Genomic DNA, 26338 nt, shown 5'->3' with positions numbered 1-26338 from the left:
GAATCTGAATATTCGCTCATAATTTTTGCTTACTGTGTTCACTCAAGATGTTCGCTTACAATGATGCTGCTCCTTTGGATGGGATTTTTCATGAAACGCTTGCCTGGTGCTTTGGGTATGGCTTTGCTGTTTGTGTCTGGTGGCTTTGCGGATGCTGCGCAGCCCCCTCAGCCTTCTGCGACGTCGGTGACGACGAGTCACTCGGCCTCTGCGATGGTGCTGGAAACCCGGGAGATTCAGGCATATTCGGAGGCGTTTGTCGCTGCCTTCAATGCGGGTGATGCTGCTGCGATTGGAGCCATGTGGACAGAGACGTCCGATTACACCGATGTGAACGGTGCAATTGTGTCGGGGCGAAAACTGATTGAAAAGCAGTATGCGGACTTCTTTGCCGCCAACCCCCAAGCTCGGATCGATGTTTTGATCGAGTCGATCAAACTGCTGAGTGATACGGCGGCGGTTGAAACAGGCAAATCCTTTTTGAAACTGGAGAATGGGTCGACATCGGGCTGCAAGTACACGGCGATTCATGTCAAAGTGAACGGAAAGTGGCTGATGTCGAGCGTGCGGGATGAAGCGCTGACGGTAACGCCAGCTGAGCAGGCGAGTGTCGATCTGGACTGGTTGATCGGGACATGGACGGCTGAAGAGCACGGGAACAAGATGGAGTCCGAATGTCGGTGGATTTCGGGCAAGCGGTTTGTCGAGCGGAACTATAGTGTGGCTCATGCTGACGGGACGAGCGGGTCGGGGGTTCAGGTGATTGGCTGGAACCCGGTGCAACGTCAGGTTGAATCGTGGAATTTCAATTCGGATGGGAGTGTTGCTCGTGGGGTGTGGATGCCGGTGGAAGGTGGATGGCGAGCAGAGTTTGTTGGTGTGACATCGGGGGGATTATCTACGCGATCGGTCAATGTGTTTCACAAGCTGGATGAGAACGCCTACTCGTGGCAGTCCGTGGGACGCGTTGTGGATGGAAAGACTGAGCCTGATACGCAGGAAGTCGTTGTCAGACGAGTTGTCAAGTAGTTCGTGTGCGTGTCGTTTTCCTCTTTCCTCTTCAACTTCAACTTGTGAGATTCTTTCATGAAACGTTTTCTTCTGACGGTCACGCTGGCGGCTGGTAGTTTCTGTGTCGGCAACAATTCTCTTTGCCTGGGACGTGGGTTTGGTGGCGGTGGTGGAATGGGTGGTGGCGGTATGGGCGGGTTTCACGGAGGTGGAGGTGGCGGTGGAGGATTCGGTGGGGGTATGGGGGGTGGTGGTGGATTTCATGCGCCGTCTGGTGGTATGGGAGGCGGTGGCTTTGGTGGCGGCGGTATGGGCGGGGGCGGGATGGGAGGCGGTGGAGGATTTAGTGGTGGCGGTATGGGTGGTGGTGGGATGAGTGGTGGTATGGGGGGCGCTGGAAACTTTCGAGGCGGGGGTGAAGGAGGTGCCGGTGGATTCGGTGGTGGTGGGTTGGGAGGGAATGGAATGGGACAAGGGGATCGCGGGTTAGGTGGCAACTCATTTGGTGGTGGAATGGGTGGTGCCGGTGGCGGAATTGGTGGGTTTGATCACTCGCGCGACGGGGCCGGGATGGGTGCTGGTCTGGGGGGTGGCGGGGGCATGCAGGATTCCTTTGGGGATCGATTTGGTGGACAGACGCCGTCACGAAGTTCGCTGAACAGCTTTCTCGGGATGCCGTCCGATGAAGGGATGCATAATCTTGGCGGGACGCAGTCCTGGTCGAATGGGAACTATGACGTCAATCACGGAAGTTACACTGGCCCTCGAGGCGGTGAGGCAGCAGGTTCGACAGTCAGCGGGCCGAACGGGAATACGGTTGGTCGCGGAGCTGCTGTGGGGCCGAATGGTGGTGCAGTCGCTGGGCGTGGGTTTGAAGGAGCGGATGGGGCTCGTGGCGGTCAGGCGATTGGGGTTGGACCTGATGGGCGCGTGGCGGGTGGATCGGCTGTGCGTGGTCCGGATGGATATGGAGCTGCGAGAGGGTTCGTCGCTGGGCCGAATGGCGTGGCGGGTGGATTCACTCGTGTGACGCCATCGGGGCGCTATTCCTGTGCGGCGGCGGTGAGAACGAACTACAACAGCTGGGGCGTTTACTCAGCGGGCTGGTATCGCAATTATCCGGGAGCCTGGTACGCAGCGGGCTGGGCGGCTGGTTATGCCTGGGCACCTTGTACGTGGGGATCGTTCGCGGCGTATTGCGATTATCCGATTTCGCAGCCGGTTTATTATGACTATGGCAACAACGTCACGTATCAGGACAACAGTGTCTATGTGAATGGTCAGAACGTCGGCACGACGGATCAGTATTATCAGCAGGCATCTGACATCGCTGCGGCGGGGGCTCAGGCGAGTGCTTCTCCTGACGCGGACTGGATGCCGCTGGGGGTGTTTGCACTATCGGCTGTTGATCAGCCAAGTGCGAATATCAGCGTGCAGCTGGCGGTCAATCATGATGGGGTGATCCGTGGCAATTACACGGATACGACAACCAATAAGACGAGTGTTGTGCAGGGATCTGTTGATAAGCAGACACAGCGCGCTGCCTTTACAGTGGGTGATGACCAGTCGACTGTCTATGAGACCGGTGTCTACAACCTGACAAAAGATGAAGCTCCGGTTTTGATTCATTACGGCAAAGATGGAACTCAGCAGGCGATGCTGGTTCGTCTGAAGAAATCGGACGATACGCAGAGCCAGAATTGATGGTAATCACTTCTGCGGAACGAGTTGCGTCTTGATCACTGCCAGGTGGAGAGTTCTCTGCCTGGCTTTTTTTGTGTGCTGAAAAGATTCGATGTGACACATTTCCGGATTTTTATGAAATGAGTGGCAAACTTCACGAGGCTGCTGGAATATAACCAGTGGTTGATGTGTTGTTTGTGTATCTGGAGTGCGGATGTCGACGTCGAATTCGAGCAAGCGGTTTCTCGCGTTACTGATGCAGTATCAGTTGCGTTTGACGTGCTTTGTGCGGGCGGCGATTCCCAATCGGCATGATGCGGATGATGTGACGCAAACCCTGGCTGCGACATTGTGGGAGAAGTTCGATCACTTTGAAGAGGGAAGCGACTTCGAGAAGTGGGCGATCAAGACAGCGCGGTTTACGATCCTGGCGTATTACCGGGACAAGAAGCGGTCGCGGGTCTGTTTCAGTGAGCCGCTGGTTGAGCAGGTGATGGATTCTGCCGAGACGGAATCGATCGATCTGGACGAGCGAGCGGATGCGTTGCGGCATTGCTTGAACAAGCTGCCGGTGGAGCATCGAGAGGCGTTTTCGTTACGATATGGGGATGAGTGCAGTAATCGGGATGCTGCTTTACGACTAGGAGTCGATGAGACGGCGCTATCGAAGCGGTTGAAGAAGATTCGAGGCATGTTGCTGACATGTGTCGAGAAACAGCTGGCGATGCCGGTGCGAGGAGTTTCTTATGATGTCTAATGAATCGCCATTGTCGGGAATTGAATTGCGGGAGAGGCTGATTGAGTTGTTCGATCTGGTGTCTCGTGATCAGTCGACGCCGGAAGCTGAGCGAGAATTATCTGCGTTGTTGGAGACGGACGAGGGACGTCGCGAGTATCTGTCGATCGTACATCAGGAAGTGTTGCTGGAGAATTATGATTCGGTGTTGTCGGATGATGCCTCGGGGGATGATCTCGATGTTCCTGTTGTTCCGCAGGAGGTTGCTGCGTCTTCGAATTCGAACTGGACTTTGCTGCTGGGGATGTTGTCGCTGGCGGTGGCGATGGTCGTTGCTGTCATGATTCTAATGAAGCCAGATTCGCAGGTGGTTGTTGTTGAGGACAGCCCGGTCAATGAGCCGGTCGTCCAGCCGAGTATGGTTGTGATGACTCAGGAAGCGGGGGCGGAATTTTTTGCTGAGCATACGCCGATGGCGGGTTCGGCGATGCGGATGGAGCACGAGTATTCGCTGGTGACGGGGCAAGTCGAGTTGAAGTTTGCCAGTGGGGCGACTGCGATTCTGGAAGCGCCGTGTATGTTCGAAGTTGCGTCGCGGGATTTGCTCAAGCTGACTTATGGAAACTGTTCCGTGCATGCTCCGCCGGGTGCGGAGGGGTTTCAGGTGTTGACGCCTGCTGCCAATGTGATTGACCTGGGGACGCGGTTTCATGTGCAGGTGACGGAGTTTGGTGACTCCAACGTGCAAGTGATTGAAGGGGAGGCGCAAGTTGTTCCTCATGATCAATCGAAGTCTGCTGAGCCTGTGTTGACGGGTGGGACAGCGATGCGGGTCGGGCGTCGTGCAGCAAAAGATGAGGAAGAGATTGCGTTCGATGATTCGAGTTATCGGCGCACCCTGCCCGATCGAGTGGTGGGTTTCACGACGAGCGGTCCCAATCGTGCCAGCCAGCTGGAGTCAATTTCAGTCCAGCGTGGCGGCGGGGTCATGAGGTATCAGGCTGGGGATCTCGTAGGCGCGGATGTTGTGTCGTTTTGTGAATCGGGATCTGAGAAGCTGGGGAATGGGAATCTGCTGGCGCCTTATGGGTATCAGGGGGATGGACATGAACTGGCGCTGCATGATTTGTCGCTGGTGACGGGGGTGGTGAATCCGGGTGGTTCGCGAACTCCGCAAGCGAGTGATCCAGTACTGCCTGCGACAGGTGTTGATCCGAGTTCGCATACACCGGGGATGTTGTTTCGCTTTCACAAGCCGATCGTGAATGGTCCTGGGCCTGATCTGGTTGTCTTCGATTTGCAGACGACGACGAACCCGCCGATGGGAGATGCGTTTCATTTGCTACCTGCGAAGTTCCGAGATGGGCTGAAGCCTCATACGGTGGGGCGCTATGACATTCAAATGACATCTTCTGCGGCTCATCGAGTCGACGAGTTTCTGTTGTTGACGAATCAGTTTCGGCCGAATTTGACCGTGCAAGATACGTTCAGTCATGACCTGACTCGCCATTACCCGGGACCACGATTCTGGGCGCTCGCGGTGGGGGTTGATTTGAGTGATCTTGGTTTTGGGCCTGGGGAGAGCGTTCAAGAACTGTTTTTGCAGGATGCGGGTGATGATGAGGATTTCGTGGACCCTGTGTTCGTCGGTGGTTTTCCAGCAGAAGCCTCTCATGGACCACAAATTTGAGTCCATGAGAGTTTGGTGACTGCTGACCTGAAGTCGATTCAATTTGAAGGTAGAAGCGCCGTGCCAGATTGCAGAGTTCTGATTTTGCTGATGTTTGTGTTCGTTGTGATGCCGGAGTCATTTGGCTTCGCACAGAACGATACTGACGTTGCTCCAGCTGCGGCGCTCGTAGGGCGGTGGTCGTTTGATGAGACGCCTGCGGGGGTCTGGTCGGGGAAGGAGCAGGTGGAAGGTGCGATGCTGGAGTCGCCGGCGTTTCCGACGTTTCAGGCGGGGAACAAGTCGGCGTTCTTCAATGGCAAGACATGGCTGTCGATTACAGAAGACAAGCATCCGGAGGCGAATTTTCGATTTGATGAGGGAGAGACGATTACGTTGGAGACCTGGGTCAGTGTCGATAGCGCCTCGGGGGGGGAGCATGCTTACCTGATCAGCAAGGGGCGTCGACGAGATCCGAAGTTCGAGCAGGAGAATCAGAATTATGCGCTGCGGGTGACGGAGCGCGATGGCATGGCGTACCCGAATTTTCTATTTCGCTCACGTGCCACGAAGGAGCAGCCTGCGGAATATCACCGCTGGACGGCGACCGAGGGCCTGATGGTGGGAAGCGGGTGGCATCATCTGGCGATCACTTACACGTTTGGGAAGGCGAACAGTCTGCATGCGTGGGTTGATGGCGAGGAAGTTGATGGCGTCTGGGATATGGGTGGTGCGACGTCGAGGCCGCCAGTGGTTGATGGGGACGCGCTGGTGATTGGTGCGCAAGGGACGCCGACGGCGACCAATGCGTTGACAGGGTGGCTGGATGATGTTCGCGTTTATCGGGGTCAGGTGTCGACGGCGGAGATCCTGGCGCGTGCGGAGCGGATGCCGGCTCCGTCGCCGGTGGATGTGACGCGGTTGTCGACCGATTCGCTGTTGCTGCAGATTTGTGAGGAGGGGATTCCTCGTTCGGGTTGGCCGGTGATGCCGCCGCTGGCGAAGGAGGAGTATGAGGAGCCGCTGTTTCTGCTGACGTCGTTGCCGAGGAAGTATATCTCGACGGGGATTCGAGAGGATCGTCCGAATCCTTACGCGGTGCGATTGAGTGGGCGAGTGCATGTGTCATCGACGAGCAACAAGTTTTTGCTGCGGTCATTGATGCCGACGCGATTGTTTGTCGATGGGCAGATGGTGGCTTCCACGCCGTTCCGAACGAGTGAGAATGGTGGGCATGGGTTGAGTCATTTTGATCGGGCCTCGATCGGGCCGAGGACGCGCTTCCCTCGACCAGGTAACTATGAGAAGGAAGTCCAGCTGGATCTGACGCCGGGCGAGCATATCGTCACGCTGGAGATTCTGGTCGGTGGCTTTATGGGGAAACAGCCACGTCGTCCGGAGTTGGGGGAGACGCTGGTGGCGATCGCGCCGGTGGGGAGTTATGACTACCAGATTCTCGGGCCGATGACGCAGCGGCTGTCGTTACTGGATGAGCCGGTGGAGGTCGCCAATGAGCAGCAACAGAGGCTGAATCAGCAGCGTGATGCTCAGGCACGTCGGGCGTGTCGTGATGCAGAAGCAGGAGCGTGGGAGCAGCGACGTGCGTTTGCGAAGGGATGGTTGAAACAGGTTGATCAGATTGCTGTGCCAGAGTTGCCGACGGGGTTTCCTGCGTTCAATGAGATCGATCACTTCCTGGCGGACAAGATGGCGAAGGCTCGTTCGCAGTATCAGGCATCAAATGGGAGTGTCTCGTTTCATGACAAGATTCTGCCGGTACTTGAGACGAAGTGTTATGGGTGTCACTTCGGTAAGAAGGGGGAAGGCGGGTTGAACCTGGCGACGCTGGCGAGCGCGGTCAAGGGGGGCGATTCGGAGTTGTCTGCGGTGCGGCCGGGCAAGCCCGATGAAAGTGAACTGCTGCGACGAATCCTGAGTCATGACAAATCGGAAGCGATGCCGCCGAATGGGGATCGTTTGACGGAGCAGGAGATCGCGGACGTCTCGGCATGGATCAAAGCGGGCGCGATCTGGCCGGATTTGCCACCTGAGGATGTGACGCTGACGGAGTTGAGTGATGATCTGACGTTCTTGCGACGACTGGCGCTGGATACGGTCGGAGTCGTGCCGACGCGCGGGGAGATTGATTGGTTTCTGAATGAGCCACCTGATAAGCGACGCGAGAAGGCGATCGACCGATATCTGGATGATCCACGCTGGGCGGATCACTGGACGGGGTATTGGCAGGATGTCCTTGCGGAGAATCCGAATATTCTCAACCCGACGTTGAATAATACCGGGCCGTTTCGCTGGTGGATTTATGAGTCGATGCTGGATAACAAGCCGCTCGACATGATGTTTACGGAGCTGGTCAACATGCGAGGGAGCCAGCGAGATGGCGGGCCGGCGGGGTTTGCGGTTGCGTCACAGAATGATGCACCGATGGCAACCAAGGCGACGATCATCAGCACGGCGCTGCTGGGAGTCGAGATGAAATGTGCACGTTGTCATGATGCTCCTTATCATGATTCGACGCAGAAGGATTTGTTCGCGCTGGGAGCGATGCTCGGAGAGAGTCCGCAGGTCATTCCCAAGACATCGTCAGTTGGCGCGGATAAATTGACGGCGGGGGGACGGACGCCTTTGATTACTGTGACCGTGAAGGCGGGGACTTCGATTGAGCCGGAGTGGCCGTTTGAGGAGTTCTGTCCAAAGGGGAGCGTGGATTCCTTCTGTTCGACTGAAGCGTCGTCTCGGGAGAAGCTGGCGGCGTATCTGACGTCGCCAACGAACGAACGCTTTGCTCAAGTCATGGCGAACCGGATCTGGCGTCGCTTGATGGGGCGTGGGATTGTTGAGCCGGTGGATGACTGGGAAAAGGGAACGCCGACGCATCCGGAACTTCTGCAGTGGCTGGGGCGGGCGTTAGTTGCTGATGGGTATGATGCGAAGAAGTTTGCGAGGCGAATTCTGTCGAGTCATGCGTGGCAGCGTGCGTCTCGGGCAGATGCGAAGAGTAACAGTCTGTTGGTAACTGCTCCGGTGCGGAGACGCCTGACGGCTGAGCAGGTGGTTGATTCATTATTCTCGGCTTCGTCGTTACCGATGAATGTCGAGCGGATCAGTCTTGATCTGGATGGCGGGCGTGCATGGCATAACTCAGTTGACCTGGGGACAGCGACGCGGGCCTGGATGTTGGCTTCGACATCGAATGAGCGAGATCGGCCGAGCTTGTCTCTGCCGAGGGTGCAGGCGGTTGTGGATGTGCTGGAAGCATTCGGGTGGCGCTCGGTGAGACAGGACGCCGTGACGATTCGTACGGAAGATCCGAATCCAATTCAGCCGGCGATTCTAGCAAACGGGATTGTGGGGACCTGGTTGACCCGAGCGAGCGATCAGCATGGCATGACGAAGGTGGCTGTTGAGGCGACGTCAGTCGATGGGTTGATTGATGAACTCTTCTTGACTTACCTGACACGCAAGCCGACGTTGCAGGAGAGAGAACAATTTACTGCCCTGCTCTCCCCCTCGTTCGATCAGCGTCTGACGGGGACTGGACCTGCGAAACGTCCGGCGCGCTCTGCGGAACCGCCGATGTATGTGTCGTGGTCGAATCACCTCGTGCCTGAGGCGAATACGATGAAACTCGCTGAGGAAGTTGCTGCTCGCAAGGGGGATGCTCCAACGCAGCAGCTGACTTCAGAATGGCGTCTTCGTTACGAGGACGCGTTGTGGACATTGATCAATTCTCCCGAATTCATTTACAGACCATGAAAGATCTCATGATTAATTCCATTGAACGTCGCGATTTTCTCAAAGGTTCGCTGGCTGCGACTGCAGCCGCGATGATTGGCGGGACTGCGACGGGGCTGCGCGCCTCCGGAGTCGAGAAGGTTCCGCTGGGGAAAGCAGATCACTGCATCATGATCTGGCTGGGGGGCGGGATGGCGCAGATCGACACGTTCGATCCGAAAGCTGTCGGTGATGCCAAGGAGCGGAAGGCAGGGGCGTATTACCCCTCGATTCCCACGGCTGTGCAGGGAGTCGAGTTTTGCGAGCATCTGAAGAAGACGGCGAATGTTGCAGACCGTTTGACCGTTGTGCGAACAGTCAATCATCCCGAGATTGATGAGCATGCGGCAGCGACGAATCGAGTTCATACGGGGCGTCCGACGAGCGGGAATATCATCTACCCGAGTATCGGGTCGATTGTCTCGCATCAACGCGGAGCGGCGGGAGATGGGGTGCCGGGTTATGTGTTGATGGGTTATCCCTCGGCGTCGCGCGGACCTGGGTTCCTGGGGGCGAAATACAATCCGATTTATCTTTTGGATACGAAGTCGGGACCGGCTGGGTTTACGCATCCTGATGATGTCACTCACGAACGTCTGGAACGTCGTCAGCAGATGCTGAATACGATGCGGAAGCAGGCAGGCGGCTCGGCCGCGATTGCCAATTATGATCAGGTTGTTGCGGAGAGTCAGCGACTTTCGGGACCGCAGTTTATGTCTGCCTTTGATCTGGAGAAGGAGCCCGCATCGCTGCGAAATGAATACGGGGGAGAGTTTGGGCAGCGATGTTTGCTGTCACGACGATTGATCGAGCGTGGAGTTCGATTCATTGAAGTTTCCCACAACTTGAATTTCCTGAATGGGACCGGCTGGGACACACACAACGAAGGCCAGGTCAATCAGCACCTGCTCATTCAGGAACTCGATACGGCCTTCTCGGCGTTAGTTGCAGATCTTGAAGAGAAGAAACTCTTCGACCGCACCTTGATCGTGATTGCGACTGAGTTTGGCCGTCCACCAGAGTTTGATGGAGGGGGAGGTCGTGGTCACCAGGGATCCGCGTTTAGCATGGTGCTGGCTGGTGGCGGATTGAAGCATGTCGGAGCGTATGGAGTGACCGACGAGAAGGCGAAGAAGATTGTTGAGAAGCCTGTCCCGGTTGCGGACTTCCATGCGACGGTGCATGCGACGCTGGGAGTCGATCCGACAGCGGTGCTTTATGATGCGTCGCGACCGGTGCCGATTACGGATGAGGGTAAAGTGGTGGGGAGTTTGTTTGGGTAGGGGAAGTGAGCCAGCGGGAGATCTGGCTGTAGGTTGATAGAGGCAATGGGAGCGAACACATGCCTAGAGCTCACCCTCATCCGCCCTTCGGGCACCTTCTCCCCTCAAGGGAGAAGGAACAGAAGGCGGCTCCCCTCAAGGGAGAAAGGACGGAGGGAGAGGTCTGGAGGAACCGTCGTTGACACTTGCTGGAAGGACGCGCTAGAATTCTTGCTGATCTACTTTTGCTCACGGACAAGGATGTCGCGTCATGTCGAATCAGGAACTTCTCAAACTTGCTATCGAGGCTGCGCACGCGGCGGGGCGTGTTATCATTGAGAAGCGATCGAGCTTTTCTGTGCTGGCCAGTCAGGGAAAAGATCTGAAGTCGGAAGCAGATCTGGCGTCGGAGAAGGCGATCTTTTCGTTTCTGGATACAACGGGGATCCCTTCGTTGTCGGAAGAGTCACGAGCGGATACGAAGATCATCGAGAAGGGGCGGATGTGGATCGTTGATCCTCTGGACGGGACGGTGAACTTTACTCGCGGGCTGCCGTTGTTCTGTGTCTCGATTGGATTGTGGGAAGATGGCAAGCCGTTGCTGGGGGTCATTTATGAGCCGGTGACGAATCAGACATTTGCTGGGCTGGTTGGTGAAGGGGCGACGTTGAATGGGAGTCCCGTCAGGACGGCAGAGATTTCCGATCCTGGGCAGGCGGTGTTGTGTACGGGCTTTCCGACGGGGCGTTCTTACGACCAAGAGGATCTGGTTCGGTTTGTGAAGAGCGTGCAGAAGTTTAAGAAGGTGCGACTGCTGGGCTCAGCTGCGCTTTGCTTAGCGTATATTTCAGCAGGGCTTGTTGATGCTTATTGCGAAGAAGATATCTGGCTGTGGGATGTCGCGGCGGGGCTGGCGATCATCGCGGCAGCGGGAGGAAGTGTTCAATATGGGCCCTGGAGCGGGCAGTTGAAGAGTCGTGTCATTGCGACAAATGGGTCAATTGCGGCGTCTCAACTGGCAGGCTGAGACGTTGATTTTTTGCATCAAAATATCGTCACTTGAGAGCTGTTGCATGCAAGAATCTCGTTGTGATTTGTGATGAACGGCTGAATTTGGATTGGTGATCAATATGCGTTGATGCAAAGGCGTTTTCTCGCCAGAAAATTATTTTGGGTGGCTTACTTTGTCTGGTATTTGCTCTCCATATCCGCTTGACTAACGTCGTTAGTTAAATTGGCTGAACAAGGCTTACATTTCCGGCTGGAAACTTGTCGGCTCTTTCTTTGTTTTTAATCGGAGTCGTCCATGAAGGTCGCGATCTTAGGTCTCGGGTACGTTGGTTTAACAGGCGCAGCATGTCTCTTAAAAGAAGGTCGGACGGTTGTCGGAATCGACGTCAGCCAGTCCAAGGTTGATGATCTCAATAAAGGTCTTTGTCCGATTTTCGAGCCTGGTCTTCAGGAGCTCCTGAGCGAAGGTATCAAGCAGGGACGCTTTAAGGTTGCGACTGCGATTGGAAATCTGCTGGAAGATTGCGATATCGCCATGATCTGCGTTGGAACTCCGAGTGCAGCGGATGGTGCGCACAACATGGGTTACATCGCGGAAGTCTCTCGTCAGATCGCGATCAGTGTCAAGAAAGAACGCAGCAAAGTTCTGACAGTGGCATTCCGAAGTACCGTTCAGCCGGGCACGATCGATAAGCTGATCAAGCCGATTTTTGAAACACATCTGGGCAAAAACCTGGGTCCGATCGAACTCGTTTACAATCCTGAGTTTCTGCGTGAATCGACCGCGATTGCGGATTACTTCTCGCCTCCGCGTATTGTCGTGGGAACGAAAGATGGCAATCCCAGTGCGAACATGGATGCCCTTTACGAAAAACTGGATGCTCCACGCTTCAACGTCAAATACAAAGAAGCAGAGATTACCAAGCTCGTCGATAACAGCTTCCATGCGGTCAAGATCGCGTTTGCGAACGAAATCGGCCGTATCTGCTATAAGCAGGGAATCAGTGCTCGTGAGGTTCATAAGATCTTCATTGCAGACACCAAGCTGAATATCTCGCCTTACTACACTCGTCCTGGCTCGGCGTTCGGTGGTTCTTGCCTGCCGAAAGATGTTCGTGCCCTGACTTACCTGTCGAATCAATCGGATGCTTATACCTTCCTGGTTGACTCACTGAATCGAACGAATGCGGCTCACAAGCAGTTCACCTACCATTATTCGATCGAAGGTCTGCAGCCTGGCGCGAGCATCCTGATGAACGGCGTGTCCTTCAAGGCCAATAGCGACGATCTTCGCGAGAGTCCTTATCTGGATCTGGCTGCTTCGCTGCTCAACAACGGCTTCAAGCTGCAGATTTACGATCCATTTGTCAAACCCGAGAACTTCGTCGGTCAGAACCTGAGCTATGCGTTCTCGCATCTTCCGGGACTGTCGGAATTGATCGTCAGTGAAGAGATCGTGAAATCCAACAAGTACGATCGACTTGTTGATGTCCGCGGAAGTGGTCCGACACCATTCATGAATGTTGGATCTGTCGTCAACGTCAATACGATCCCATAGTCAAAAGATGTGATCATCATGAGGCGAGACAATTTACTTTGTCTCGCCTTTTTTTATGGTCATTTGCGAACTTCAGGTCAGGGAGCACTGTTTTACTTTGAGCAGTTTGGACGGCGTTGGGTTGCGCAGTCTTTGTAGAGGAATCGAGTTCTCCAGATTTGATTTGAACCGTTTCATTTGTGTGACAAAACGAAAAAGGCTCGCCGCAAAAAAATGCGGCGAGCCTTTTGGATAGGATGATGTCGTTATCTGTCTGGACTAGATAGACGCGTGTTGAGCCTTGGCGGTTTCCTGACTATTGACTGCTGTGGGCTGAGTCGCTGGAACAAAGCCTGGTTCAAGTAAACGTCGGTAGAAGTTGATCAAAATTGGTTCGCTTTTCTCCCAATTCAATTCCGATTCAAAGCGTTGGCGGCCTAAGAGGGACATTTCTTTCCTCTTTTCTTCATCGGCAAGTAAGGTACGAATGGCGTCGCCAAACGCTTCTTCGTTGTTGTCACTGACGAAGACAGCGGCATCTCCAGCGCTGATAATTGATTCTTTCAAATCAAAGCTGACGATCGGTAAACCCATCGCCTGATATTCGACGACTTTGTTCATCGTGCAGTAGTTGTTCAAAGGATCTTTCGGATCTGGAGCGAGTGCCACGTCTCCGGTGCAAAGGATCTGTTGAAGCTGCAGATCTGGAACGTATCCGGTGAACTCGACATATTTGTTGAGATGAAGGTCGCTGACCATCTTGATCAGATCGTTCTTCGCGTCACCTTGTCCAACAAAGATGAAATACGTATCGTTCATGCCTTTATCGACAGCCGACTTGATTGCTCGGAGTGCGTAGTCGACTCCATCCTGGACACCCATGACGCCGACGTAAACGCCGAGGTATTTGAATCCCTTTTTCAAGGATTCATCAGGAGGGACTCGAACGAACTTCGACTTTCTCGGAGCGCTGCGAACGATCGCGACGTCTTCTGGCTTCTTCCCGCCACGCCCCAGCGCGACTTGTCGATAGCTCTCATTGGTCGCGATGACGGCATCAGCTGTCTCGAACTGCTTCTTCTCCATCCACATCAGGCCGCGATGCAGGAGATCCTGTCGGGCATACTTGGATTCATACAGTTCCGGGCAGAGATCGTGATGGTCAAAAACGAATTTAACGCCATGCTTTTTGTATTTGCGACCAATCCACCAAAACGTGTCAGGGGGATTGCATGTCTGTATGGCGTCAAAGCGATCTTTCTTCCAGATCTGGCTGACGAGTTTCTGGGTCTGGCGCAGGCAGTACCAGAACTCATAGATGAAGCTGAGCTTTGACTGTGTGGCTGGCGGAGGTGGGTAACGATAGACAGCAATGCCATCGATGATACGGTTTGGATTCTCCTTGTCATCATCGGGACAAGGAGAGATGACGCTGACTTTAAAGCCTGCGTCTCTTAATGTGGTTGCTTCCATCCAGACGCGACGATCGCGCGGGACTGGCAGGTTTTCAACTAAGATGAGTATGTGTTTCAAGGTAGATCCAGTTCTTCTAAAATTCGCTCAAAAAAATTGAGATGAGCGCGGAGGGGCATCCACTAGCTTTGCGAAACAGTGGATGAATTTTCGACAGGTTCTGGTGTGATGACGGCAACTTCCTTGGACGCATGTGATCCAAACTTTCGTCTCAGATTCACAAGTGGCATTTCGACCAGGAAGTACGACATGCAAGACGTTACAATGGTTAGTACCGTCGCCAGGAGCACAAACGAAGGAGAGCCGACTTCAAAGTTCCGTTTGGCGATTTCAATACAGAACATGTGCCAGAGATAGATGGAGTAACTGATACGCCCAATGAACTTCAAGGATGGGTATTCGAGAATCTGGGCGACCCAGCGATGATTACTGGTGTAGATCAGCTGGAAGATGACAATTGCTACGCATAATTGCTCAAGTGTGTAACGTATGCACTCTTGAAAGAATGGATCACGATACGCAAGTGTGGCGACGATTCCTGCAGTTGCCCCCCAGAACATCCAGGGAGCGCCAATCGCCTTTTTTAGAACAGGCATAGGAACGTGCTCTGCGAGAAGGGCGATGCAGCATCCGGTCAAAATTGAATCAAGTCGAGCCTCCGTCGCGAAGTAGTTATAAACTTCGGGGTATGGAACAAGATCCCAGTAGATGATGCGAAGGAAAAGCGGGACTGCCGTCAGTACGAGCATGGCATACATTGCTTTTCGCGAGTGAACTCCCAGGAAAATCAAGGCAGCTGGGTAGAGCAAGTAGAAGTGCTCTTCAATCGACAAAGACCAGGTGATTCCCCAATAGCTTTGCGGATAGCCGTCATTGAGCAATGCAGAGGCATAACGGTAGTAGTTCTTGTAATAAAGCAAGGCCGAAGTGTATTCAGAGAATGGGATCGTTCGTCCCCATGCCTGATAGAACAATGTTGTGATGAAAACCATGACAACAAATGCTGGCATGAGGCGAATAAACCGACGCATGTAAAATGCGCCGAGGTCAATTCTTCCTATCTTTGCTTTTTCAGCCAGAAGCAGGCGAGTAATCAGTGTGCCGCTGATTAAGAAGAAGACAGTGACACCGAAACCACCCGGAATGAGATTCGTCAGGTGCAGGTGTGCAATATAGACAAGTAGAACAGCAATGCACCGCAATCCATCGAAGCACGGGATATAACCGAACTTTGCGTTTGGACTGATTGGCTGGATAGAATCTTTCATATTATTCCTCCCACGTATCGCTGTAAGCTGGCTGAGTTGGATGACGAACGAAGAGCATGACAGCCAGCATGTAAAAAATCATGGCAGCGTAAGCAATCTTGGGATACCCTTTGACTGCCAGTCCAATGAAATAGACAGTAAATAGAACGCTGTTTCCGATCGTGACAAAGTTCGGATTTGTGTACGCAGTCCGCCAAAGGAAGCTGATTAGCGCCCCGAAAATCAAAAAGATGGGAAACAAGTAGGGCCGTTCAAAGGCTATCGTAATCCCGCCGACTAAAGAAACGGTCAGACTACTGGTTTCGTTATTATTCACCACACGACCGAGGATTTGTCCGAATGTCAAAGACTGGTTAGGCAGAATGGTGTAAAGGTCTTGAAAGAAAGCACGAGGTGGATTGAAGAAGTCGTAAATCTGTCCTCTTCGTTCACAAGCAACCTGAGCGACTCCCAGGCCTTCACGTGCGTAAAGGTGAAGAGGGACAAGCGGGGTGATGTACTCCGAAGCGACGAGTTTATGTTCCGATATGCTTCCTGCGACATCCAGACCTGTTCCATTCTCACTGCGGTAGACAAAGACAAGTCCGAGAAACATGAGAATGCCGGTGATCCCAGCGGTGGTCATTGTACGAAACGGATAGTTGGTCGATGTGCAAAGCCCCATGAGCATCTTGCCCCAGATCGCAATGGCGAGCAAAAAGACGAAGAAGTTTCTATAGCCGGCGACGAGGACACTCAGGGCGCTGATTGGTAACACTAGCAGTGTGAACTTTGAACGTGGTTTACCGGCATTCGCCAGGTAGGCCCATGCAAACAGCTGAGATTCGATAACAATGTTTTCGATAGCACTCACGCCGAAGCGAGCTTCAGGGCTGAAAATACTTGGTCCAAACCGGGCAAGTAACAAGCCGGCCACGCCGATTGAAAGAAAGACATTCGCTTTGAGCAGGAGAGTGAATTGTTCGGCTGAGATGATTCGAAACGGGTTATTTTGTAAGCCGGGTAAGCGGATTTTTCCAAGGAGTATTCCGCATACAAACCCTGAAATTGCCAGACAGATATTAATTAGCCAGTACTCACGATCTAGATAGTCACGGTACTGCGATAACGGCAGAAGGCCGATAAAGGAGTAACTCATCAAGAATAAGAGGGCTGCGTAAGGTGGTTTGACCAACAATGAAAATATGTTGTAAGGGAGCGATAGTAGTATGAAGCCGATGAAACAGGCGAATGCGATACTGGAAAGAACACATTTGATCACGACAGAATTCACCAGCATTGTGGCCAGCCAGCAACTGGCTGTTGCAATACTGAGCAAGATGGTCAGCGAGACTTGAGTCTTGCTGGAGTCAAGTGACTGCATCAGGCTGGATTGGTGGTGTGCGCGTTGCATAGAGAACATTGCTCGGAAAGATGATTGGTTGCCTGACGACTCTGTTATCCGCGTTGCGGAGCAATTCAAGTCTCGGGTGGCTGTGTAGGTTGGATGCTTTAGTGTGTTGCCAGGCTTGTTTCAAGTACTGGAGCGGGAGCCATGAGGTCTTTCAAGTGCTTTGCACGGTCTCCGTGGAGTAAATGGTTACCAGGGACGTCTTTGGTAACGATACTTCCGGCGGCGATGACGGCATTATCTCCGATGTTCACCCCGGGCATGATGAGGACATTCGCCGCGATCCAGACGTTTGAGCCAATCGAGACGGGCTTTCTGTCGTAACCTTGAGAGGAGATCAGTCCTTCCCCACGGAAGCGGTGATTCTGGGAGTAGATCAGGACATTAGGCCCGATCAAGGTGTTGTCGCCGATGGACACTTTTCCGCCCGCGTTAATGTTGCAATTTCGATTAATCTCAACATTCTCGCCTAAGGTAAGAAGAGAGGGTCGCTCGATGACCACCCCTTCCTTAATCCGGATTCCCCGCTTTTTTTTGCATGGTGTCAGCTTTGATCGTAGCCAAATGCCAATTTCGCCTGGGATACAACGCAGTATCCATGCAATCCAGTACATCAACTCGACGTATAATGATTTCATTCTGGGTCGGGCCTGCCCTATATGCTCTGGATAGGTGTATTTATTGCAGCGTGATTTGCATGACTATTAACCGCTTTGAAGACTTCTACATGGAAGATGACCAGGCGAGAGATCCAAAGCATTACCAGGGTTATCAACATCACGGTCAGGTTGACGGGTAAAATCGCTAACAGACCAAGATACAAGCCCACCAGGGATAGATTGATAACATTTGCTCTCCAGATGGCGTTTGCTGATCCAATTGCTCCAAAGGCAGACGAGTAAATTGAGTAGAGTAAGCTGAGCCCACCAACGAGGCCGTAAATGAGCACCAGGTTGATTGGCAAAACAAACTTCGGATGATAGGTCTGCAGGAAATGATTCGAAGCCATTGTCGCAAGCACGATCAGGACGACCCCGGCGATGGAACAGGCAGCACATCGGTAAAGATCTTTCAGGAGTGCTGCTTTTGTGAGATGACGACGATAATGAGGCATGCGAAAGAATGTTACTTGACCTGCAATCAGAAAAAACGGGTAGCACACGAGTGAAGCAACAAAAAACAGATTTCCGACGGTTTCGAGATCGAAGTAGGCGATTGCAGCGATTCGATCGAAATTGCGCATGAGAGCGATGGCAAATAAAGAACCAAAAAAGCCACCGGTCAGTGACAAGAAGCTTGCCGTTGACATTTTCCGCTCGGAGATGGGTGTCGTTGATTGGCGGTACAAGAGAAAGAGAACGATCGAGCCCACGAGGCTGGGAAGAGTCAAAAACATAACCAGCCAGGGAATGCTCAGTGTAAAAGTCTGTGATTCAGGCGTTGCATTCACTGGCAGCATCGAAAAAAGAACGTATGCCAGTGTGCAATAACGCCAGAGCTGCATGATTGTCTGGGAGGCAACAAAATACTCCCACGCTCTCAAATATGATGAAGCCATCATTGAAAGCTGAATTGAGAGAACCAGCGGAATCAGCAGCCAGAAATGTTCAGGGAGAAAGTATGATGACATTCCCCATGCGATAGGAAGTGTTGAAAGAAGAACTCCCATGTTGCTGATGGTTGCCAGATCATCGGGAATCTCCAGACGCTTCGATCGAGTGTCAATCAGCCTTAAAATGCCTTGATTGAATCCCATGCAGCCAAACGACCACACCATTTGTATGATTGTAATGACGGCTGCAAATAGGCCTAAATCTTCCGGAGAATAACTTCGGCGCGCAAGAATGGTCGCGAGCACAACGGACGCGGCTCCAGTCAGCGTCAGCAGCATGCTGATCGCTTTATTGCTGAAAACGAGACGAGTAACTCTGCTTGTCATCCTTGCTGCAGGCGACGTTGTATCAATCGACATTGGAGGTCCCTGCAATTCCACATTTCATTTGAAACGCTTGTGCTTGTTCACTCCAGCGCTGGAAACGCTCTTGTCGCAGTTCGAGACTTTCTTTTCTTAGCTGATCCCGTATGGGAGAGGCAGCCTGTACTGCCGCTGAAATACCTGCAGCGGTATGTGATTCGACGTAGACTGCACCCTTATGAAATAAGCGACGGGTTGTGTTTGTACCGGACAGAACCATTGGACGTCCTGCCCCGACGGCCTCATTGGCCACACTCATTTGAATGCCTTCAACAGTTGTCAGTCCGACAATAATTGTGGCATGTTGAAGGACGTTGTCGTAATCCTGCTTACTTAGAAATCCCGTGAACTTCACGTTGGAGGGGGCTGTTGAACGGAGAGGTGAACGAGATCCTTTTTCGCCAGTTAGGAGAATGTCAAACTCTGGCAGCAACGTCCCCATGGCGACAATTTCTTCCAGTGGTTCATCTGGCTTCCAGGCCAAAGGAACTAACAGAGAAAGGCGACCGGACGAGAGTGATTCTTTGAGAACTGGGGAATGAAATTCTGGCGAGATTGTGGGCTTGACAACTGTGGGGCGAGTTTCCAGGACAATCGCCTTAGGAATTGGAAACGCGAGTCCTTCCAGTTGTGCGTAGATGTCGTGATTATGTACCAGAAAGTTATCAACGAGTTTTAAGGATGCCTTCGCGCCTGGTGCATCGAGCCATGGTTCCCTGAACACAACATTGTGGCAATCGGCAATGATGCGAGGGCGGCGTAAGCACAGAAGCATCCCCAGATAAGATGCAATGATTGTTAGAAAAGGAGGATTTTGGGCAATGCAAACGACGGGACGTCGAAGAATGATCACCCCGATTGTTTCAAAGAACTTGCAAAAGTACTCGAAGACTTTTGCGGCTAGATTGAGGATGCGATGACTACTTTTGAACTGAATTCCGTTGACGAAACGGAGTTGAAATCCAAGAGTCTCGCACATGTTCGATGCTCGACGTTGCTGGCGTGCCCAGACAATCATCAAAACATCATTGGCAGCCACTTTTGCCGTCTTGGAGGCAGAAGCAGGACTAACAAGAGGAGGCGAGAAAGAAGTACCGTCGGAAGCCATAAGCATTTTGCCTTTGAGTCATCGTGACCGCCACTGATCCTAAAAAGGTGTCACGACGCGAGTCAATTCAAAATGCGCAAGACAAGTGATTTATTCCAACATTAGCGATTGACGCAACCCTATATATCAAAATGTGTTGAAATCGGAACTGCCTTTCGTGCAGAGACAACTCGCCATTATTGTTCTGAGCGAATTCCCCCGATCACGCCAGCCATCCAAAGCGATTCGAAGCCGAAGTCGTAGGACATCCATACACTCAAGAGCATCATCGCCAAAGTCAGGTAAGTGGAGGCGAAACTGATCGCCATCGTTGACCAGTAGCGATCCCGTCGCAAGCTCAAGCCAGTACCGATCGCGGTCAGGAGAAAGATGACGTAAGCGATGAGACCAATCAGACCGAAACGCAGGCCAAGGAGGATGTATGCATTGTCGATCCAGCGGAACATATACAACGTATCCGCATTTTTTGGGCGTTTAGGAACGTCGACTGGAAATTCTGAGGTCGCTTGCGTGCCGTATCCGAGCAATCCGCCGTCCTGGAGGGCCGGCCAATAGACGCGGTACAGCCAGAATCGGGTCATCAGGCTACTGATGGGGACTTTTTCGTCTCCGATGTAGACCTGTTTGAATTCATCACCAGCGGCAGCAGCTGCATCTTTGGTGAAGTCGACAGGTGACTGAAACATGAGAACGAGGACTGCGATCGCGGCCAGTCCAGCCAGCCAGCGTGCCCAGACAAATTTTACGGCCAGGGCAAAAACCGGAACCGCGATGAATGCCAGTATGGGTGAACGTGAGACTGTTGAAATGCTGCCGAGGAACGCAATCAAGAGGACAGTCCCTGCAATTGTTCGGGCAGATACGTTCTCGGTGGCTCGCCAGAGGTAAATTGGCCAGGGAAGCAGGACGACCAGCTGCATGGCATAAAAGATCGGGTGGATGGTGTTTCCGTAGGCTCGCTTGAGACCATAGCGCATTGCATCGCGAGGGAACTGACCGCTGCGGTTTCCAAACACGACTTCCCAGACATTTGTTTTCGTCGCTACTTCAATGATCGCTCCGATGCTGAGCAAAACCAGGAGCGTACAAACGGCCCAGCCGAGGATGACGGGATTTTCATTTCTGCGCAACGCGTAACGTCCGCAGACGTAAGGTAGAGCCCATTCGCCGTAGCCGCGAAGTCCAGCCAGCCAGCCGACTCCGTAGTAATAGTCAGTGATGGTATGAGCGACGACCAGGCCCGCCACGGCGAAATCGAGCGGTATGATCGGTGATTTGATTCGCCAGGGATAACGAAGTGCATAGGTACCAATGGCGATGGCGGAGACTGCCGTGCGAACGGTGAACGGCAGGCCTGCGAGTGGATATTCCAGCCAGTCTGGAAAGAGGCAACTGGCGACCACGGCGATTCCAAGGCCGGTCTCCGCTCCCTTCCAGAAAGCGAATCCTAATCCGATGACCAGACTAAAAACGACACTGACCAGCCAACCCGTCTGTGGATCCAGCATTCCAGTCATGACTCCAAATGATGAAAGTTTGTCCGAATTCGACATCGCGATGGTAGCGATCGGGCGTGACTCTTTTCTCTCTCAAACGCAGAAAAATTTTCTTTTCAGGGGCATCTCTTCAGCGTCGGCATGCCTCATGCGTCCATACTGCAAAATGTTAGCTGAATACATTTTCGGGCGCAGAACGGTGAAGATGATTGGACAGGGGGCGGTTCGTTAGCTAACGTGGAATCTATCAAAATTTCACACGCGAAGGTGGCATGTCCCGGCACCTGCGACCAGTATCTCTGATGAGACTCAGAAGGATAAGATCATGTCCGTAGATAACACGTTCTCGACGTCGCGACGACAGTTTCTAGCCACGACAGGTGTGACTGCTGGTGCCCTCATGGCTGCCAGCAACCTGTCTGCTTCTGTCTATGCTGGCGAAGATAACACAATTCAGGTAGCGCTCGTTGGTTGCGGTGGCCGTGGGACGGGGGCTGCTCTTAACTCGCTGTCGGTTAAGAATGGAAATCTCAAGCTGGTGGCGATGGGCGATGTTTTCCCGAACAACATCGACAGCGCACACAACGCTCTTAAAGGCAAAAAAGAAGTCGCTGAGATGATCGATGTGCCCGACGAGCGTCGCTTCGTCGGTTTCGATGCCTACAAGAGCTGCATGGATTGCCTCAAGCCAGGTGACATTGTCATTCTTGCGACTCCTCCGGGATTCCGCTGGGTTCACTATACCTATGCGATCGAAAAAGGCCTGAACGTTTTCATGGAGAAACCAGTCACGATCGACGCTCCGACGTCGGTTCGTTTTCTGGAGATCAACAAGAAGGCCGTCGAAAAGAATCTCAAAGTGGCTGTCGGTCTGATGTGCCGTCACTGCGATGCTCGTAAGGAGCTTCTCAAGCGAATCAATGATGGGGAAATCGGCGAAATCACCATGCTGCGTGCTTATCGCATGGCTGGTCTGACGGCTTCTGCTCACACTCGCCCTCAACGCGGGAATAAGTACACCGAACTGGAGTACCAGATCAAGAACTTCCACAGCTTCCTGTGGCTGAGCGGCGGTGCGGTCAGTGACTTCCTGATTCACAACATCGACGAAGCCTGCTGGATGAAGGGCAAATGGCCTGTCAGTGCAACTGCTCTGGGCGGACGTCATTATCGTGGCGACTATATCGATCAAAACTTCGATACCTATTCGATGGAATATACCTTCGATGACGGTGCCAAGTTGTTCGTGGATGGTCGTACGATTCCAGGCTGCCAGAACGAGTTCGCCAGCTTTGCTCACGGGACCAAGGGTGTTGGCGTGATCTCGACAGCCGGTCACTGGCCTGCTCACTGTGCGATTCACAAAGGTCAGTCAATCACCGACGCGACCAAGACCTGGGCGTTCCCACAACCAGAGCCGAACCCTTATCAACTCGAGTGGGATCACTTCATTACCGCGATCCGCGACAACGCGGCGTACAACGAAGTGGAACGCGGAGTGATGGCATCTGCTGTGACGTCCATGGGACGCATGGCTGCTCACACCGGTCAGGAAATCACGCTGGAGAAATTCATGAAGCATGATCATGAGTTCGCACCGAACATCGCGAATCTGACGGCTGACGGCCCTGCTCCGCTGCAGATGAACGAGAATGGCAAGTACCCGGTTCCATCGCCAGGGATTGTCATCGATCGCGAGTATGCTTAGTTATGACAATCGGTCTGAAGCTTTTCGATCTGACGGGTAAGACCGCGATCGTTACAGGTGGTTCCAAGGGCCTTGGTTTTTCCATGGCCCAGGGACTCGCCTCTGCGGGCGCAAATGTCGTCCTCGTCAGTCGAAATGCTGAGGAAGCTCAACAGAAGGCCCAGGCCATCGCTGACCAGTTTGGCGTTCAGGCGATGGGCCTTTCTGCTGATGTGGCTTCGGAGGAGCATGTCGCGGCGATGGTAGAGAAAGTCGTGGCGAGGTTTGGTGGTGTTGATATTCTCATCAACAGTGCGGGGATCAATATTCGTCGCCCGATCAATGAACTTACGCTGGATGAGTTCAATGAGGTGATGACGATCAACGTCACGGGGACATGGCTGTGCTGTCGCGCGGTGGTCCCGGTGATGAAGCAACGCGGTTGGGGACGGATTGTCAACTTGGCGAGTGCGCTGGGGGTTGTGGGGCTGGCGGGGCGAACACCTTACGCGTCGAGCAAAGGGGCGATTACACAGTTGACGCGGACCCTGGCATTAGAGACGGCTGCGGACAACATCACTGTCAATGCGATTTGCCCTGGGCCGTTTCTGACGGATATGAATGAATCCATCGCGCACACAGACGATGGTCAGAAGTTTGTCGTTGGAGCGACTGCATTGAAACGCTGGGCGCGTCTGGAAGAGATTCAAGGGGCGGCGATTTATCTGGCCAGCCCGGCGTCCAGTTATACGACTGGTTCGATGCTGATGGTCGATGGTGGTTGGACGGCTCAGTAGAAGTTTGGGTCGAGAAGCCAGGCTGCGTGTGTGCCACGGCTGTGTCAGCCGTGAAGATGGACGTTCAATGCGCGATCGCACGGCTGACACAGCCGTGGCACACGTGAATTTTTACCGAGGCGCTATTTGTTACGATCTTGCTGTTGGTACCAGACTAGATTCTTTTTCGTACCGCCGGCGATGAGGATGTCCATTTTGCCGTCATTGTTGATGTCGATTAGTTTCAGATCTTCGTACGGCTGATTGGTGTCCGTATCGATTTCGCGTCGCGAGAACTGTTCGTTTCCGTTGTTTTCGTACCAGACGAGTGTGCCGGTTTCGCTGGAGCCGAGGACGAAGTCGAGGTCGCCGTCGTTATCCATGTCGCGACCGCTGAAGGCGTGGCCCTGTTTGATAGATTCGTCAATTGTTCGCCGTTCCCAGTCCGGGCCGCGGAACCAGTAGACTCCTTGGCCGTGGCCGCAGCTGATGGCGATATCAAGTTGGCCGTCCCCATCGATATCGCCGGTCACGGGATGAGTGGCGCCGGGCAGGTTCGCTGCGATCAGATGGGAATCCCACAGGCCGCTTTTGTCATCGCGTTTCCAAAAGTGAATGGTCCCTGCCGCGGACGCAGCGGCGATGACTTCGAGTTCGTCGCCACTGATCAGATCGGCGACGTTGAGATGATGGAGTCGCCCTTTGACGAGTCCACGCGAAACAATGGAGCGGGTGTTGCCGACTTGTCTTTGATGACCGGGGTAGAACGCGATGCTGTTTTCAAAAGGGCCTGCGTAGCTGCCAGCGACGAGGTCGGGCATGCCGTCCTGGTCGATATCGCCCGACGTCATGCCGAAGACGTGATCGAATTGTGTGTCGATCGTGCGGAAACGAAGCGGGTTTTCGATCGAGCCGTCGACTTCGAGCCAGCCGATGGAGAAGTCGACACCGGTTGGCCGCGGCGGTTTTTCGCCTTTGATAAGAGCCTGACGGTAGCGGACCCAGTCGGACGTCGTTCTTGCAACCGCGAGGTCATCGTCGCCGTCTTGATCGCAGTCGATGACGATCGCATGACTGAAGCGTCCGCCCGGGTAGTCGCCGAGGAGTTTTGTTTTCCAGTCGGGTGAGATGAGGCCGTAAACTTGCGTTGTCCCGACAGCGACGAAGTCGAGCTGGTTATCGAGATTCAGATCGATCGCAACAACAGAGGAGATTTCCTGAGGGAGCTTGAAATCACGTCGCTCGAATTGCGGATGACCAGCCAGCGCCGTTTGCGCGATGACGATGCATAGCGCGGCACTGACCAGTTTGTTCCTGACCGTCATCAATGAGCCTCAACCTCAACTTGCAGTAAACGACCGCGTTCGCTGTCTGCAATGTAAAGCTTTCCGTCGCGATAGTACACACCATGAGGGCGTTTCAAACCGCTGATAGCGAGTGTATTCATGCGTCGAGTTTTCAAATCGTAGGTACGGATGACATGATTCTCCGTGTCGCAGACATAGATCGTCTGCTGACCAGCTATGCACAGATCTTTGGGGCCGTTCATGTGAGCGGACGTGCCCTCGCCGCTACGATTTCCCTTGGTCCCACGGTGACCAGCAAGGGTCGTCAGTTTGCCATCAGAGTCAATTTTCTGAAGCAGGTGCCCACCTCGATCGATCAGATAGATCTCCTTGTCCCAACCATACACTGCAGCGCGGGGATCGTTGAGTGGATTCGATTTGACGTCGGCTCCCTCATCGGAGAACCCGCTTTTACCTGTTCCCGCGATGGTGTCTATGATCCCGGTTTTGAGATCGACTTCTCGCAGTCGTTTGTTTTTGAGGTCCGTGATGAGCAGGCGGGATTCCTCTTTATTCAGACACAGGTGATACGCTTCGTTGAAGATCGCAGCGGAGGCAGGCCCGCCGTCGCCGGAAAACCCGGGAGTGCCATTGCCTGCAAACGCGGTCACGTTCTTCGTCTTAGGATCGTAAAGCCGGACGGCAGAGTTCATGGTGTCGGCGATGTAGATCTCGCCAGTCTTTGTGACTTCGATCACGTGCGGCATTTTGAAGGTGGCATCGAGAGCGGGGCCGCCATCACCGGAATACCCTGCCTTGCCCGTGCCTGCCAGCAGTGTCTTTTTGCCATCGACGCCGATCTTCCAGAGTTGGTGACCTTTGTAGTCGATGACGTAGAGATTCCCTTCGGGATCCATGTCGACGTCGAAGGGCTCGACCAGGCCGTCTTTGGCAGTCATGAGTTCGATGGTGGGAAGTTCTGCGTGCAGGGGCGTTGCGATGCTGAGAAGCAGACAGAGTCCTGCCCAGAGAGATGTCTTGGCGGTGGTCATGAGGTCGTCCTTCGTAAGTTTCGTGGCTGCCGGGGTGGCGTTGGCAATTTTAGCCGATTGCGAAAATTGCGATGTGTCTTTTCTGGCCAGGCGTAAAAATATCCGAGCATGGCAGATTCGCCTTGA

19 protein-coding genes are annotated in these 26338 nt (G+C 53.4%); 10 read left to right on the top strand and 9 right to left on the bottom strand.

What is annotated here, in order from left to right:
- The first annotated feature begins 90 nt into the window (after positions 1-90).
- From SH248x_RS08255 to SH248x_RS08220, 8 genes are all read left to right on the top strand, one after another.
- A complete protein-coding gene (locus SH248x_RS08255; protein ID WP_459558056.1) occupies positions 91-1029 on the top strand; it encodes a Cif family virulence factor in 939 nt (312 codons plus the stop codon).
- Positions 1030-1086: 57 nt separating this feature from the next.
- Positions 1087-2715 carry a protocadherin gene (locus SH248x_RS08250; protein WP_459558055.1) on the top strand — a complete coding sequence of 543 codons (1629 nt, stop codon included), beginning with the start codon at positions 1087-1089 and terminating at the stop codon, positions 2713-2715.
- A 193-nt stretch (positions 2716-2908) separates the two neighbouring features.
- Positions 2909-3451 carry a sigma-70 family RNA polymerase sigma factor gene (locus SH248x_RS08245; protein ID WP_459558054.1) on the top strand — a complete coding sequence of 181 codons (543 nt, stop codon included), beginning with the start codon at positions 2909-2911 and terminating at the stop codon, positions 3449-3451.
- A complete protein-coding gene (locus SH248x_RS08240; protein ID WP_459558053.1) occupies positions 3441-5120 on the top strand; it encodes a FecR family protein in 1680 nt (559 codons plus the stop codon). The genes SH248x_RS08245 and SH248x_RS08240 overlap by 11 nt, the downstream gene beginning before the upstream one ends.
- Positions 5121-5210: 90 nt before the next feature.
- Positions 5211-8873, top strand: a complete 3663-nt coding sequence (locus SH248x_RS08235) for a DUF1553 domain-containing protein (RefSeq protein ID WP_459558052.1) — start codon at positions 5211-5213, stop codon at positions 8871-8873.
- Positions 8874-8881: 8 nt separating this feature from the next.
- Entirely contained in the window at positions 8882-10174 is a 1293-nt protein-coding gene (locus SH248x_RS08230; RefSeq protein ID WP_459558051.1) for a DUF1501 domain-containing protein, read from the top strand.
- A 250-nt stretch (positions 10175-10424) separates the two neighbouring features.
- On the top strand, positions 10425-11180 hold the full coding sequence (locus SH248x_RS08225) for an inositol monophosphatase family protein (protein ID WP_459558050.1): 756 nt from the start codon (positions 10425-10427) through the stop codon (positions 11178-11180).
- A gap of 279 nt (positions 11181-11459) precedes the next feature.
- Complete coding sequence (locus SH248x_RS08220) at positions 11460-12722, top strand: Rossmann-fold NAD(P)-binding domain-containing protein (RefSeq protein ID WP_459558049.1); 1263 nt, start codon at positions 11460-11462, stop codon at positions 12720-12722.
- A 258-nt stretch (positions 12723-12980) separates the two neighbouring features.
- Here SH248x_RS08220 and SH248x_RS08215 read toward each other — a convergent pair whose 3' ends face one another.
- From SH248x_RS08215 to SH248x_RS08185, 7 genes are all read right to left on the bottom strand, one after another.
- A complete protein-coding gene (locus SH248x_RS08215; RefSeq protein ID WP_459558048.1) occupies positions 12981-14234 on the bottom strand; it encodes a glycosyltransferase family 4 protein in 1254 nt (417 codons plus the stop codon).
- A 62-nt stretch (positions 14235-14296) separates the two neighbouring features.
- Positions 14297-15442, bottom strand: a complete 1146-nt coding sequence (locus tag SH248x_RS08210; RefSeq protein ID WP_459558047.1) for an acyltransferase family protein — start codon at positions 15440-15442, stop codon at positions 14297-14299.
- Between the two features lies 1 nt (position 15443).
- Positions 15444-16835, bottom strand: coding sequence for a hypothetical protein (locus SH248x_RS08205; protein ID WP_459558046.1), 1392 nt, complete (start codon positions 16833-16835; stop codon positions 15444-15446).
- 98 nt (positions 16836-16933) lie between these two features.
- Positions 16934-17251 carry an acyltransferase gene (locus SH248x_RS08200; RefSeq protein WP_459558045.1) on the bottom strand — a complete coding sequence of 106 codons (318 nt, stop codon included), beginning with the start codon at positions 17249-17251 and terminating at the stop codon, positions 16934-16936.
- 236 nt (positions 17252-17487) lie between these two features.
- On the bottom strand, positions 17488-18804 hold the full coding sequence (locus tag SH248x_RS08195) for a polysaccharide biosynthesis protein (protein ID WP_459558044.1): 1317 nt from the start codon (positions 18802-18804) through the stop codon (positions 17488-17490).
- Positions 18794-19915 (bottom strand): glycosyltransferase family protein, encoded by a 1122-nt coding sequence (locus SH248x_RS08190; protein WP_459558043.1) that lies wholly within the window; start codon positions 19913-19915, stop codon positions 18794-18796. The genes SH248x_RS08195 and SH248x_RS08190 overlap by 11 nt, the downstream gene beginning before the upstream one ends.
- 176 nt (positions 19916-20091) lie before the next feature.
- The gene (locus tag SH248x_RS08185) at positions 20092-21423 is read right to left on the bottom strand and encodes an O-antigen ligase family protein (RefSeq protein WP_459558042.1); all 1332 of its coding nucleotides are present in this window, start codon (positions 21421-21423) and stop codon (positions 20092-20094) included.
- Between the two features lie 313 nt (positions 21424-21736).
- Here SH248x_RS08185 and SH248x_RS08180 point away from each other — a divergent pair, with 313 nt between their 5' ends.
- Complete coding sequence (locus SH248x_RS08180; RefSeq protein ID WP_459558041.1) at positions 21737-23119, top strand: Gfo/Idh/MocA family protein; 1383 nt, start codon at positions 21737-21739, stop codon at positions 23117-23119.
- 2 nt (positions 23120-23121) lie between these two features.
- Entirely contained in the window at positions 23122-23895 is a 774-nt protein-coding gene (locus tag SH248x_RS08175) for an SDR family NAD(P)-dependent oxidoreductase (protein WP_459558040.1), read from the top strand.
- 122 nt (positions 23896-24017) lie between these two features.
- On the opposite strand, the gene SH248x_RS08170 is transcribed toward SH248x_RS08175, so the two are convergent.
- Positions 24018-25199, bottom strand: a complete 1182-nt coding sequence (locus SH248x_RS08170) for an FG-GAP repeat domain-containing protein (RefSeq protein WP_459558039.1) — start codon at positions 25197-25199, stop codon at positions 24018-24020.
- A complete protein-coding gene (locus SH248x_RS08165) occupies positions 25199-26212 on the bottom strand; it encodes an NHL repeat-containing protein (protein ID WP_459558038.1) in 1014 nt (337 codons plus the stop codon). The genes SH248x_RS08170 and SH248x_RS08165 overlap by 1 nt, the downstream gene beginning before the upstream one ends.
- Between the last annotated feature and the right edge of the window lie 126 nt (positions 26213-26338).

Source organism: Lacunimicrobium album, assembly GCF_052161635.1.
Lineage (GTDB): Bacteria > Planctomycetota > Planctomycetia > Planctomycetales > Planctomycetaceae > SXPC01.
Note: the sequence above shows the minus strand (reverse complement) of the source record. Positions and strands in the feature narration are given on the sequence as shown.

Coding starts and splice junctions, on each gene's coding strand:
- SH248x_RS08255 (WP_459558056.1), top strand. CDS start 91: ATGAAACGCTTGCCTGGTGCTTTGGGTATGGCTTTGCTGTTTGTGTCT.
- SH248x_RS08250 (WP_459558055.1), top strand. CDS start 1,087: ATGAAACGTTTTCTTCTGACGGTCACGCTGGCGGCTGGTAGTTTCTGT.
- SH248x_RS08245 (WP_459558054.1), top strand. CDS start 2,909: ATGTCGACGTCGAATTCGAGCAAGCGGTTTCTCGCGTTACTGATGCAG.
- SH248x_RS08240 (WP_459558053.1), top strand. CDS start 3,441: ATGATGTCTAATGAATCGCCATTGTCGGGAATTGAATTGCGGGAGAGG.
- SH248x_RS08235 (WP_459558052.1), top strand. CDS start 5,211: ATGTTTGTGTTCGTTGTGATGCCGGAGTCATTTGGCTTCGCACAGAAC.
- SH248x_RS08230 (WP_459558051.1), top strand. CDS start 8,882: ATGATTAATTCCATTGAACGTCGCGATTTTCTCAAAGGTTCGCTGGCT.
- SH248x_RS08225 (WP_459558050.1), top strand. CDS start 10,425: ATGTCGAATCAGGAACTTCTCAAACTTGCTATCGAGGCTGCGCACGCG.
- SH248x_RS08220 (WP_459558049.1), top strand. CDS start 11,460: ATGAAGGTCGCGATCTTAGGTCTCGGGTACGTTGGTTTAACAGGCGCA.
- SH248x_RS08210 (WP_459558047.1), bottom strand. CDS start 15,442: ATGAAAGATTCTATCCAGCCAATCAGTCCAAACGCAAAGTTCGGTTAT.
- SH248x_RS08205 (WP_459558046.1), bottom strand. CDS start 16,835: ATGCAACGCGCACACCACCAATCCAGCCTGATGCAGTCACTTGACTCC.
- SH248x_RS08195 (WP_459558044.1), bottom strand. CDS start 18,804: ATGTCGATTGATACAACGTCGCCTGCAGCAAGGATGACAAGCAGAGTT.
- SH248x_RS08190 (WP_459558043.1), bottom strand. CDS start 19,915: ATGGCTTCCGACGGTACTTCTTTCTCGCCTCCTCTTGTTAGTCCTGCT.
- SH248x_RS08185 (WP_459558042.1), bottom strand. CDS start 21,423: ATGCTGGATCCACAGACGGGTTGGCTGGTCAGTGTCGTTTTTAGTCTG.
- SH248x_RS08180 (WP_459558041.1), top strand. CDS start 21,737: ATGTCCGTAGATAACACGTTCTCGACGTCGCGACGACAGTTTCTAGCC.
- SH248x_RS08175 (WP_459558040.1), top strand. CDS start 23,122: ATGACAATCGGTCTGAAGCTTTTCGATCTGACGGGTAAGACCGCGATC.
- SH248x_RS08170 (WP_459558039.1), bottom strand. CDS start 25,199: ATGACGGTCAGGAACAAACTGGTCAGTGCCGCGCTATGCATCGTCATC.
- SH248x_RS08165 (WP_459558038.1), bottom strand. CDS start 26,212: ATGACCACCGCCAAGACATCTCTCTGGGCAGGACTCTGTCTGCTTCTC.